Raw genomic sequence first — 10670 nt, 5'->3', positions numbered from 1 at the left:
GGACGCCGGTCGCTTCGACGTCGACATAGATGCTGTAGGCCACGAACAGAATGCCGACACCGAGGACCCCGAAGAACAGGATCATCGTCAGCGGATTGAAGCCTTTGTCCAAGTTCGGCCGACCGGCCGGCTGAACTGGCCCATTGTCGTCGATTGCTTGATTGATGGTGAAATCGGTCACGCTACGCCCCATTTTATTTAATGGCGCGATATTCCCCGCGCGATCTGACACTCCGATGACACTTGTCGGTCAGCCGGATGTCGAAGGGGCGGGTCGACGGTGAGCAGCGGGGGCGGGCACATAGGTGCGCCAGAAGCGACTTGTAAGTGGTATGGTGCCATATTATATGGTGGCGTATGATCAAGCTCGGCGAGAAGTATGGGGCTCTTCTCCAACGAGCGGGAGCCTACGACGGGGGCACGGTCGAATGTATGCGGCTGTGCTTCGAGCTCCTGACACTGACGACTGCCATCGACCGCGATTGTGCGAGCCGGCTCGGAGCGCATGGCGTGTCGGAAGGCAAGTTCGTTTTGTTGTTCCTTTTGAGCGACACGAAAGATGGCCTGTCGCCGCATGAGCTAGCCGAGCAGGCAGGCGTGACCCGCGGCACGATTACGGGGCTGCTCGATGGCCTGGAGCGCGACGGTTATGTTGATCGCCTCTCGCATGATGAAGACCGCCGCAAGCTCGTGGTGCGCCTGACGCCAAAGGGGCGCCGATTGGCGAGGGAGCTTACGGCGACGCATGGTCGTTGGATTGCCTCTCTCTTTTCAGACTTCTCGGAAACGGAACGGGCTTCGCTCCGTCGTCTCCTCGCAAAGGCGTATGTTCGCACGGATACCGGCCGCGCGGGACCGAAAGGGGGCGATGATGACCCGACGTGACGGCCGCGCTGCTGCGTTGAATAGCGGGCAAGCTGAAGCCGCCACCCTTGCCGAAGTGTTGGCGGTCGACACGCTGATCCTGTTCCGGTCCGTCTTTCCCGAAGCTCCCGATCGCTGCTCAGCCGAGGTCGATGCCGTTGGCCGTCTCGGCATTTCGGCGCGCATGGCGGCGATGGGCCAACTGCTGGTGACGTGGCCCGGGTCGGCTGTGATCGAGAGACTGCGCCATCATCGCAGCGACACGGTGCGCGGCTGGGGCTGCTTCATCATTGGAGCGCAGAATATGAGCCTGCGGGAGCGGCTCGCGGCCATTCGTCCCTTCGCCGACGATCCACACTTCGGCGTTCGCGAATGGGCATGGTTGGCGGTGCGTCCTGCAATCGCTGAGCGTCTGGACGATGCTTTCACAATTCTATCGGATTGGGCGGCCGATCCTTCCGAGCGCATCCGCCGCTTCGCCAGTGAGGCGACACGGCCCCGTGGTGTCTGGTGCAAACATATCGCGGCACTCAAGACCAATCCTGAGCCTGGCCGCGTGCTGCTCGATCAGCTTAGGGCTGACCCGGCAGCTTATGTGCAGGATTCGGTCGGCAACTGGCTGAACGATGCCGCCAAGACGAGGCCCGACTGGGTGCGCCACCTCGTCGATGAATGGCTCGCGCATTCTGCGCCGAGCGCAACGCAGCGGATCGCAAAGCGGGCGCTGCGGTCGATCGACTAGTCTTGATGTTTTGCAAGGAACTACGTGTGACTCAGATTTTGATCGAGCTTTACGATCCCACACCTGAATGGCTCGCACTGTCCAGCCAAGATCGGCAGGCGCTGTTCGCCGAGATCGGCGCAGGAATGGGGGGCTTCTCGCGCTGGGCATCGAGCCTCTCGCCTTTGGTGAAGTCGATGCCGCCGCTCCATACACTGCGCCGCAGCGCTTCTTTGCCGTCTGGTGTGCGCCTGACCGCGCATCCCTTGATGCCCTGTTGGCCGGCATCGCGGCGTCCGGATGGCACGGCTATTTCGCGACCGTGAACGCCGCTGGGGCAATCTCGGATCTCGCTGCGCATCTCGGGCAGCTCGAGGCCTGAGGCGAACTCGCGGGCCGAAGCCGAAGAAGCAGAGAACTACACCGACGCTATAACCCTCTTAATCTTGGCAAGAGAGAAAGCTCTAAACGGGCCAGGATTAGTGGGACAGCTCTCTTACCGCATTCAACAGGAACTCGTCGCGATAGTGGCCCGCGACGAAGGACAGACCAACCGGACAACCTTCGACGGTCATCAACGGAGCGGAGACTTCCGGTAAGTGCGCCACGCCGGAAAATGCGGTGATGGTCATTGTCGGATCATAGAAATCCATAACCGCTTCCAGCGTGTTCAGGGACCCTTTCTTCGGGGCGATCTTCGGTGTCGTGGGAAAGCAGATGATCGTTTCGGGCGCGAAGAAGGCGTTGATCTGATTGAACAGACGTTGACACCGAGCGATGTTGTCCAGCGCCGCGATACGGTCGAACTTTTGGACGTTTCCGTAAGCCATGGCGAAAGTGAAGCCGAGTTCAGGCCGGAGGGCTTCGATCCAGTTCCCCACAGTCGACTGAAACTCGGCTGTTTGCAGATCGCGCAACGCGTTCAGGTTGCACGCTTGCAGCGCGCAGGGCTCTCCAACGATCTCGGAAAATCTGATCGGCACCAAGTCAATGCCGGTGTCGGACACCAGGCGCTCAAGGGCGCCCCGGAACTGTTCCTGAACGGCGGCGTCCGCAAGCTCTAGTGCGTCCTGCAGAACGAAGATGCGCTTCGGCGAAGCCAAGGAGGATGTCCGTCCATTGAGCAAGACGCGCATCGCGGTATCAAGCACGTCGCAGCGATCCGCCAACACACCTACGGTACTGACGCTGGGCTGAAACGGCAGGACTCCTGCCTCGGAAATCCGGTGAAGAGAGGGGCGCATCCCCCAAAGGCCGCACAAACTTGCCGGAACACGGATGGAGCCGCCCGCATCCGTGCAGAGCGAAAAATCGGCAAGGCCATTGCTGACCGAGGCCGCAGAGCCGCTGGAGGAGCCACCAGGAACACGATCCGGCGCTTTGCCGTTGCGCGGTGTGCCAAAATAGAAGCTCTCCCCGTCGAGGCTATACGTAAACTCATCGGCGACAACCTTGCCGACGCAGCGCGCACCGGCACCCAGCAATTGATCGACACAAAGGGCGTTGTGAGCTGGTGCCGGATGTGCGTCTCGCCACGCGGGGCTGCCATAGGATGTCTTGTGGCCCGCGATGTCGATGTTGTCTTTCACCGTAAAGCGCAGCCCATCCAGCGGACCTTTGCGCAGTGGGGCGAGATCCAACTGTTCGACCAGTCCTAAGGACGCGTCAGCTGCGAGCTTAGGCACGTCGTCTTTTCCCTGATGCGAAAAAGGTGAGTTGTGTATCTACTGCCGCGCAACCCGATTCAACAGCGCACCGTCACGTCGAAGCGGCGGCCTATCTGCCTGCTGGGTGATGGGCGGTGATCGGCGGCTGTATCGCCGCCAGAGAGGCGAATCGGCGGGAATGGCGGAGACGGAGGGAGCCAAATTGAGGGCCAAATTCTCCTGCGATTTCCGCTATATGACTGCAAATATTGACTATTTGCGGGGATGGTGGGACGGTCCGCGTCCAACAAAACGTCCAACATTTCGTCCAACATGGATTGCCGTGAATGACCCGATACCTGACTCGCCGACACGGGGTGTGGCATTTCGTTCGCCGCGTCCCCGCCGAGTTCGCAGGGCTGGACCCGAGAGGCGTGATCAAGGAATCGACCATGATCGCGATCGCCGACGACCGAAACGGCGCCAAGGCGAGCATTGTTGCCGAGCAGAAGAACAAGGTGCTCGAGCTGTTCTGGCGCGACCTCATTGAGGGCAAAGCTGAAGAGGCGCAGACCCGATACGCCGCGGCTCGCCGCCGGGCCAGGTCCATGGGGCTCGCCTACATGCCGGCCGACGAACTTGCGCAGCAGCCGCTCGCCGAGATCCTGGAGCGTCTGGATCGCGTCGTCGCGGAGAAGGCGACAGGTCCGTCCGAGCGCGATCGATCCACGCGCACGGCCATCCTGGGCGGCGAGGGGCACCCCGTCATTCTGCTGTCCGAGTTGTTCGAGCGGTTCGAGCGGCAGGTCAGCGCCGAACTGACCGATATGTCGCCGGACCAGCTGCGCAAATGGCGCAACCCCAAGATCCGCGCGGTGAAAAACCTGATCAGCGTGGTCGGCGACAAGGCTGTCACCAATCTCACCCACACCGATGGCCTCGATTATTCCGAATGGTGGCAGGACCGTGTGAAGGACGAGGGGCTCGATCCCGACACCGCGAACAAGGACATGGGCCACATCAACCGCATGCTGTTCGTCATCAACAAGCGGCTGCGCCTCGGGATTCCGAAGATCTTCGAAGGGATGCGGCTGGAGGGGGGCATCGAAAAGACCCGGCCACCTTTCGACCCCGACTACGTTCAACGCAAGCTGCTGGCTCCGGACGCACTGCGCGGTCTCAATGACGAGGCGCGCCGCGTTCTCTTCCTGGTCGCTGGTGCGGGCTTGCGCACGAGCGAGGCAGTGAACCTCAACGAGAGCACGATTGTGCTCGGAGCGGAGATCCCGCACGTCCAGGTCCGGCCGGACGGGCGCCGGATGAAGACGCCGCAGTCGCTCCGCGACATTCCTCTGGTCGGAGTCGCTCTTGCGGCGATGCGAGAGCAGCCGCGCGGATTCCCGCGCTACCATGACAGCGCCGGCGAGCTGTCCGCGACGGTGAACAAGTTCCTGAAAGAGAACAATCTGCGGCAAGGTGGCGACCGAACGCTCTACTCCCTTCGGCACACCTTCAAAGACCAGCTGGTCGCCGTCGGCGCGCAGGACTCTATGATTGATGCGCTCATGGGTCACAAGGAAACGGGCTCCAAATACGGGGCAGGCCCAAGCCTGAAGCTCAAGCTCGACTGGCTTCAGCGGATTGCCTTCACCCCGCCACCAAGCGTGTAGCTCTCGACGATCTGACGAGCTCGGCTCATGCTGTCCCGGCGGCGGCGCCGCGCTCGAAGCTCCTCCTCGAGGCGATCGAACAGCGGCACGTAGGCTTCTCCATCGATCTCGATGACGTGCGCGAGCAGCACCAAACCGCGCTCAATGCGCTCCTCGGTCACATCCTGCCGGTCGGTCGCTCTCACTGTCTGAAGCCTCCCGTCGTCGCGAACCTGCCGACGCCCTTCAAGGATTCCTTGAATGGAATTAGCCGCCGCGCGTCGCGCCCCCAGACCTGCGCCTCGACCGCGTCGTAGTAGATCGGCGAAGTCTGGTTCCAATAGGTCTCCAGCGCGATCCATCTCCGCTCATGGTCAGTGGCTCGGTGCCATCGTGCAGCAGCCTCCACATCGACTATTGCGCGATCGTCCGCTGAGCGCGTGGCCAACTTCCCAGCCGTCAACGGGTGATTTGCGCCATCGGCCGTGACGTCGAAGAGATTCCCGGTCTGTATGATCTCCATTTCGGAGCCGGCCTGGACGTGTAGCGCGATCGCTGCAAGCTGATCGATCGCCGGCGTTTTTTCGAAGTACACGCAAAGATTGGCCAGGCGGGTGCCCTTGGGATCGAGCACCTGGACGTTCAGCGCACCATGACCGACGGACGCGATCGAACGGCTTCGTGCCACCTGGAGGTCAATCTCTCGGCCGCAGAGCCGCACCGCGCCGCCGCGCGCGAACGTGCTGACCTGGTCGGCTCCGACCACCCCGGCTGCGAAGCGCGCGGCACGCTGAACTGCCTTGCGATCCTGCCGGCCGATGCCGCGCCCGCCGGTGAGCAACGAATGCCATCGCCCCCGCTGCTCGTTCTCAAAGCTGAGCCGCTCCTCGAGATACGCATCGCGGTGCTGCTCGCGCTGCTCGTGGAGCAGGGCTGAAACGAGGTGGGCGTCTGCCGGCCCGGCCGCCGGGAGCCGCCGCAACCCGGCCGCCAATGCGCACGCGCGCGGGACAGACTGTTCCTCTAGGCGGACGTAGCGTCTGATCGCCGCCGGCGCATAAAGCCGCCGCCGTGCCCGTGGCGTGGGGCTGTAGTCGGGCTTGCAGCGGATCCAGCGGCGGTAGGGCTGCAGCGCGCCGCCACGGGTTTCGTCCTCAAAGTTGAAATTTGCGAGCACCTCGGCGAGGCCGAGCAGTTTGTGCGGCTCGCGGAGAAGGCCAAACGCAGCGAACGATTGCTGCTCTTCACGCGTGAGATCTCCGACGAGTTGATGCGCGTATGCGTCCAGTCGGTCGCAAATTGCCCATCTCTCCCTCAGCGGCCGCAGACCGGCGCCAGGGACATCCACGATCTCGCTGATCGTCTGGCGATCGCCGAGCAGGGTAAGCGCCGCGTGGGCTAACGAATTGATCTCATCGGCTTCGAGCGCGCCGTCGAGGAAGTATTCGTGCCGTCCCGGCAAGGGAGATCGCTGGTAGAGCATCAGCCACCACGCATCGGCTGCACGGCAACCGACTCCGCCTTTACGACGTCTGCTGGGGTTTTCGCCTTGCGCACCGTTCGCGCCGGCTTTGATGGCGTCGGCACCAGCGCGGCGCCGCCGGCCGACACAAGCGCCTCAAAGTCTCCGTCGCGGATTGCCAGGGCGCGGTGCTTCAGCGCATCCGCAGCATTCTCAAGAGGCTTGCTGGTGTCAGGTGGCGCCAGGCCGCCGAGCCGTGGCTCGATCAAGAAGAAGGTGAAGCCCTGCTTCATCTTCGCCTCGATGAGCGGGAGCATTTTCTCGTCGTTTTCCGGCTCCCAGACGATCGTGACATCGCCGGAAAGGTTGAGGATGGTGAGCGCGCGCGTCGGAGCGCATCGAGTCAGTAGAGCACCGCCAATCGCAGCAACGGTCGTTTCCGACATTCATCCGCTCCCAGTCCATATTTGACGGGCAGATGAAAGCACAGCTTTCAATTCAAGGCAAGATCGGAAAGGGCAACTTTCAATTTGCGCTGCTCGGATCGAGCAGCTAGTGCCCCATGAGCGCCGGCGCGCACCGGATCTGATTGCCGTCCGTTTCGATGAGCCCCGGCGATTTTAGGCGGGAGACGTATGTGGCAAAGGTGCCGCCGGTGACGGCCAGCCCTATCGCCTCAGCCAAGTCGGCTCGTGTAGTCCATCGCGGATAGCGCTCTGCCAAAGCGTCGAGCATCGGTCCGACGCCACCGATCTTCGATTTCCAGAACGCGACGAGGTCTGGTCCCGGCGGCGGCATAGGGGTGACGCTTTCACCGGCGGCTGAGATGCCTATCGGCGTGGCGAAGTATTCGTTGCCGCGTTTCTCGATGCACATCGCGGTGCGCAGCCGCGAGAGATAGGTGGCCCATGTGCCCCCGGAGCGCTTCAGCTCGGCGGCAACCGCCCATTGCGCCTCGGTCATGCCAGCCGGAAAGACGGCCGCCAACGCCGCCAGCGGACGCTTCTCCGCCCTGAGATTGGGAATGGCGCCATCGCCGCTCGCCGCCGGCGATGGTGTGCGTGCAGCCAGCGACGCGGACGCCGTCGCACGCTTCGGGGGGGCCACGGCGTTTGCCGAAGCCGTTGGCGAGCCCGAAGTGATGATGCTGTAGGGGATCTGCTCGATGTCCTCCTCGATGCCGGCGATTGCCGATTGCACCGCGACCATTGCTCTGCCGAAGCCGGCTTTGAGCCCCATCGTCTGGCCGCGCTCGAAGCCCCGCCGCTCCGCCGCGGCGATCGCTGCAGTATCCGGTGCAGCTTGCACGGCAGCGTGCACCTTGCTCTCGAGGTTGGCCTTCGCCGCGGCAAGAGTCGCGATCTGCGCGCGCAGCTTATCGGGATCGTTGGCGTCCGCTTCTTTCACCGCATCGCCGATGATCACGCGCAGTTTTTCCGCGTCGACCGGCGCCGTCTTGATCTCGCGGGCGGCGGCGTCGCCTGTCGGCGTCGCCGAATTGTCGAAGGTGGCGATCTTCGGGAATTGAACGAGCTCCGCCACCTGTGCCTCGCCGGAGCAGATCCAGCCGGTGCCGGTCTTGAGTGAGGCCAACGAGTCGGAGACCTGTCCGAACACCGACTTGCTGACGTTCGCCTTCAGCCACTGCTTGACCGGGCCCTGGTCGGCCGGCGCGGTGAGGCGATGTGCAATGATGGTGTCGCAGCTGCCGAGCACCGCGTTGTGCAGAGCCTGCGTCCGCTGGGTCAGAACCATGATGCGGAGGCCCTTTGAGCGGCCGGCGGTGGCCAGCTTCTTCGCCCAGTGGATCGCCATGTTCTCGGCGCTGAAGCCGGCGCGCTCTTTCGGCGCGATCTCGTGCGCCTCCTCGATGACCAGATGCAGGACGCCGCGCATCTTCCGCAGCAGCACTGGGGCAAATTCGTTGAAGAACTTCTGGACGCCGCCTGGCGCGAAGTCCGCCATGTCGATGATCGAGAGCGGGAGCGCGCCCGTTGCCACCAGCTCGCCGATCGCCTTGCCGGCGGAGTCGTGCAGCGGGACATGACCGCGGGGGCCGCCCAGAATGTAGAAGGGCAGACCTGGCCGGCGACCGTCGGCGCTCGACGTCAGCCCCCACCAATCCGATTTCACGGTGTCGAGCACACAGACTCGAGACCCTGCATCGTCGCGGACGATCTGCTCGATTGCGAGTTTGGCGGTCGAGGTCTTGCCGCTTCCGGTTTTGCCGAGGAAGGCGACGTGCTGGGTCAGCACCTGCGGGGGGATTGCGGGCTTCACAATGGGATCTCCTTAAAGCGGATCAGCGGCGTCCCGCCGGGGACATAGAGCGGGTGCCGCGGCCCGCCATGTTTCGTGAGACCGAGGCACCAGAGATCGTGCCCGTCGGCCCGGAGCGCTTCCTCGACGTCGAGGGCGAAGGTCTTCAGATTGCGATGCGGCGCACCCCACGCGCAGACGATGCGATCGGCCCGCTTCGCGAAGTCTCGGATCATCGGCAGATTCGTCTTGCTGCGCGGGACCACGCCTTCTTGCAGCAGCATCTGCGGCTTCGTCGCCCGGTAGTCGCAGATGTTCACCTTCACGAGCGCGTCGGCGTCCCACGACATCGAGAAGTCGATCTCGCGCTCAATGGTCGGATCGTTGAAACTGGCATCTGCCGTTGAAGGGTTGAGGCCGATCCAGAGGATGTAGTTGTCCGGAGGCTCCCCCGCAGCGGGCTTGCGGCGCCCCCAGACGCGCGTCAGCCAGGTGCGGTAGCAATCGCCAGGGCCATGGAAGAAGGCTGTCCCGTAAACGTTCTCCTGCAGCCGGATACGGACCTTGCCTCCTGGATCATGCGTCGCCGCCGGGACATCGTAGAGCGGAAGGTCTGCTTGTCGAGGCATCTTCATGAGACCGGAGCCTCGCCGAAGTCGGGTCCGCCGCCGGCCAGAAGCTCGGCCTTCCGCGCCGCGCAGGCGCGAATGATTTCGTCGTATTCGTCAGTCGTCACGACGATGCCGATCTCCGCCATCGCGCTGCTCTGGCCGTGATACCAGTTCTCGAGATCCCGAACGGTGGCGGCGCGCGCCAGCGCCGACGTTGCCCGACTGACGAACTCCCGGCGAGCGGCCGCGGCCACGGCCTCTTTCCCGGCGGCGCGCCGATTGATCTCCCGCCGCGCATTCCAGCGCCAATCCTCGCCGAGCGTGTGCTCCTTGTTGGCGATCCAGTCGAGATAGCCGTCATCTGCAGCAGACCAGGGCTTCCCCTTGAATTGGCCAAAGTCGAACGTGTGGAAGACCGCCGGCTCGGCGCTCCAGGATAGGAGCGTCTCGACCGTTTGATGGCCGAGCAATTCGATCAGCAGTAAGCCGCAGACATAAGAGTCTGGCAGGGCGCGGTGTGGAGGCGAAGCTCTTTCGGGATCCACCTGCAATCGGAGCTCGTAGCGCAAAGCCTGAAGCGAATATGAGTCCAACCCTGGCCACTGCCGTAGCGCGCATTTCCATGTGCAGATCCAGCGAGCTGCCTTGAGTACACGTCCAATCCAGTGCTGTTCATAGGACGCGACGTGGGCAGCGAAGATAACGTCGCCCAGAGAGCCATCGCTATCGAGCAGGATCGGCCAAGCATCAACCCACGCAGGCGCGTTCTTGACGTCAGCGTTCGTGATGTGGTGAACAGCGCTGGCTGATGCAGGTATTGGCTGCGCCGGTTTGACGAGCGTGCTGCGGCCAGGGCTGACAACGGACAGCGGCAGGAACCGCATGTCGATATCACAGCAGGCTACCTCTACCACCTCGGCAGTGGAGGTATCTTTCCCGGTGGTCTCGAGGTCGCAAGGACGGATGATCATTGCGCATCTTCCCTTCGTGCTGCTCTGCGAACGAGATCAGAAAATCTCTCTCTGTTTCCGACCCAAATGACCACGCCACGATCGGCCACGACGCACTGATCCTGGGTGATCATTAGGCAGATGCCGGGCTGAACGACATCGCCGAGTTGGTACTTACTGCGCCGATCTAAAGTCTCTGGAGTGGTGGAAGTCTGGGCGCAATTTGTCGGATCAGCACCTCTGAGACAATCAAGTGCGCGTCTCATTAGTCCCATGCTGCTCTCCCTATGTTGCGCTAGCGATGAACGGCGCGCACGAGACGGTCATTCGCTCAACTCGCGCTCTTGTTGGGAAGGCATGACGGGCGGTTCAGCCGGATGACGATCTCTTCGATCGTGTTCCAATCTGGTCCGCGCTCGACGATTTCATCGAGGTCTTCCAACTCTTCGAAAACCACAATCCTCGTCTCGCCGCCAACGTAGTTGATATCTGCCATCCAACGATCGGG

At 62.8% G+C, this 10670-nt stretch carries 11 protein-coding genes and 2 pseudogenes; 4 read left to right on the top strand and 9 right to left on the bottom strand.

All coding sequences use genetic code 11. The features are described from left to right. Positions 1–193: pseudogene (locus DYI24_RS00465) on the bottom strand (inorganic phosphate transporter); the annotation flags it as partial. A gap of 164 nt (positions 194–357) precedes the next feature. Here DYI24_RS00465 and DYI24_RS00460 point away from each other — a divergent pair. The 3 genes and pseudogenes from DYI24_RS00460 to DYI24_RS00450 all read left to right on the top strand — a co-directional run bounded on the left by DYI24_RS00460 (position 358) and on the right by DYI24_RS00450 (position 1967). After that, positions 358–885, top strand: a complete 528-nt coding sequence (locus DYI24_RS00460) for a MarR family winged helix-turn-helix transcriptional regulator (RefSeq protein ID WP_164570862.1) — start codon at positions 358–360, stop codon at positions 883–885. Next, a complete protein-coding gene (locus DYI24_RS00455; protein ID WP_164570861.1) occupies positions 872–1606 on the top strand; it encodes a DNA alkylation repair protein in 735 nt (244 codons plus the stop codon). Before DYI24_RS00460 ends, DYI24_RS00455 begins: the two co-directional genes overlap by 14 nt. Then, positions 1537–1967 (top strand): annotated as a pseudogene (locus tag DYI24_RS00450) (DUF6616 family protein). The gene DYI24_RS00455 and the pseudogene DYI24_RS00450 overlap by 70 nt, the downstream one beginning before the upstream one ends. Before the next feature lie 97 nt (positions 1968–2064). Here DYI24_RS00450 and DYI24_RS00445 read toward each other — a convergent pair. Next, on the bottom strand, positions 2065–3270 hold the full coding sequence (locus DYI24_RS00445; protein WP_164570860.1) for an amidase family protein: 1206 nt from the start codon (positions 3268–3270) through the stop codon (positions 2065–2067). A gap of 413 nt (positions 3271–3683) precedes the next feature. On the opposite strand from DYI24_RS00445, the gene DYI24_RS00440 reads away from it, so the two are divergent. After that, the gene (locus DYI24_RS00440) at positions 3684–4901 is read left to right on the top strand and encodes a site-specific integrase (protein ID WP_246701112.1); all 1218 of its coding nucleotides are present in this window, start codon (positions 3684–3686) and stop codon (positions 4899–4901) included. Here DYI24_RS00440 and DYI24_RS00435 read toward each other — a convergent pair. From DYI24_RS00435 to DYI24_RS00405, 7 genes are all read right to left on the bottom strand, one after another. Then, a complete protein-coding gene (locus tag DYI24_RS00435) occupies positions 4865–5086 on the bottom strand; it encodes a hypothetical protein (RefSeq protein WP_164570858.1) in 222 nt (73 codons plus the stop codon). The genes DYI24_RS00440 and DYI24_RS00435 overlap by 37 nt on opposite strands. Beyond that, entirely contained in the window at positions 5083–6363 is a 1281-nt protein-coding gene (locus DYI24_RS00430) for a hypothetical protein (RefSeq protein ID WP_164570857.1), read from the bottom strand. Before DYI24_RS00430 ends, DYI24_RS00435 begins: the two co-directional genes overlap by 4 nt. After that, the gene (locus tag DYI24_RS00425) at positions 6363–6788 is read right to left on the bottom strand and encodes a hypothetical protein (RefSeq protein WP_164570856.1); all 426 of its coding nucleotides are present in this window, start codon (positions 6786–6788) and stop codon (positions 6363–6365) included. Before DYI24_RS00425 ends, DYI24_RS00430 begins: the two co-directional genes overlap by 1 nt. Before the next feature lie 106 nt (positions 6789–6894). Then, on the bottom strand, positions 6895–8598 hold the full coding sequence (locus DYI24_RS00420; protein WP_164570855.1) for an ATP-binding protein: 1704 nt from the start codon (positions 8596–8598) through the stop codon (positions 6895–6897). Positions 8599–8618: 20 nt separating this feature from the next. Then, a complete protein-coding gene (locus DYI24_RS00415; RefSeq protein ID WP_164570854.1) occupies positions 8619–9236 on the bottom strand; it encodes a DUF1643 domain-containing protein in 618 nt (205 codons plus the stop codon). Beyond that, positions 9233–10183, bottom strand: coding sequence for an exonuclease domain-containing protein (locus tag DYI24_RS00410; protein WP_164570853.1), 951 nt, complete (start codon positions 10181–10183; stop codon positions 9233–9235). The genes DYI24_RS00415 and DYI24_RS00410 overlap by 4 nt, the downstream gene beginning before the upstream one ends. Before the next feature lie 310 nt (positions 10184–10493). Continuing rightward, positions 10494–10658 carry a hypothetical protein gene (locus DYI24_RS00405; protein WP_164570852.1) on the bottom strand — a complete coding sequence of 55 codons (165 nt, stop codon included), beginning with the start codon at positions 10656–10658 and terminating at the stop codon, positions 10494–10496. Between the last annotated feature and the right edge of the window lie 12 nt (positions 10659–10670).

It is taken from the genome of Rhodopseudomonas sp. BR0C11, assembly GCF_010820945.1.
Classification (GTDB): Bacteria; Pseudomonadota; Alphaproteobacteria; order Rhizobiales; family Xanthobacteraceae; genus Rhodopseudomonas; species Rhodopseudomonas palustris_H.
The sequence above is the reverse complement of the archived record's forward strand: the minus strand, read 5'-3'. Positions and strand labels throughout refer to the sequence as shown.